Below are 553 nucleotides of genomic sequence, written 5' to 3'. Positions count from 1 at the left end.
ACTATTAAAGCTTATCCTGCTTTACTTATGGATATTGTCATCACACTAACGACCTTAATTGCTATTTCAAAATACAGTTCACTTAATCATAAGAAAAATAAGATACTGTCAATAATTATGTGTAAACACTCAAGTAGAGTTGAAGAATGTTAATCAAATAAGCTTTCAAGTGTGTCAGCACATTGGCCAAACCCTTTATGGGTGCGTTGACTTTGCTTGAAATTATAATCTTCAAACAGGGTAACTAAATAACGTTCCAGAGCCTCCTCGTTAGGAAAAAGAACCTTCTTTTTCGTTTGACGTTTGATTTCTTTGTTAAGAGACTCAATGAGGTTTGTCGAATAAATACTATGCCAAATCTGGTAGGGAAACTGATAAAAAGTTAAAAGATTATCCGTATTCTCCAGACTTTCCATGACTTTCCTATACTTTGGTTTCCATTCGGCGATAAAGTTCTCTAAAATTTGCACTGCCATTTCTAAATTTTCAGCACGATAAATCGTTTTAAATTGCTCCAGAATAACCGCTCTATCTGCTCGTTTCACTTTACTAG

Annotated in this window: 1 protein-coding gene; it reads right to left on the bottom strand. The window is 34.2% G+C overall.

Annotated elements, in window-relative coordinates; translation table 11 throughout:
* Positions 1-149 precede the first annotated feature (149 nt).
* Positions 150-553 (bottom strand): transposase (locus tag ACFSNB_RS18815; protein WP_377319356.1); only part of this gene is annotated, 404 nt, incomplete at its 5' end.

Origin of the sequence: Phaeospirillum tilakii (assembly GCF_042683125.1) — a bacterium.
In the GTDB taxonomy this organism is placed as follows: Bacteria; Pseudomonadota; Alphaproteobacteria; order Rhodospirillales; family Magnetospirillaceae; genus Phaeospirillum; species Phaeospirillum tilakii.
This window is presented reverse-complemented; position numbering and strand designations above follow the sequence as displayed.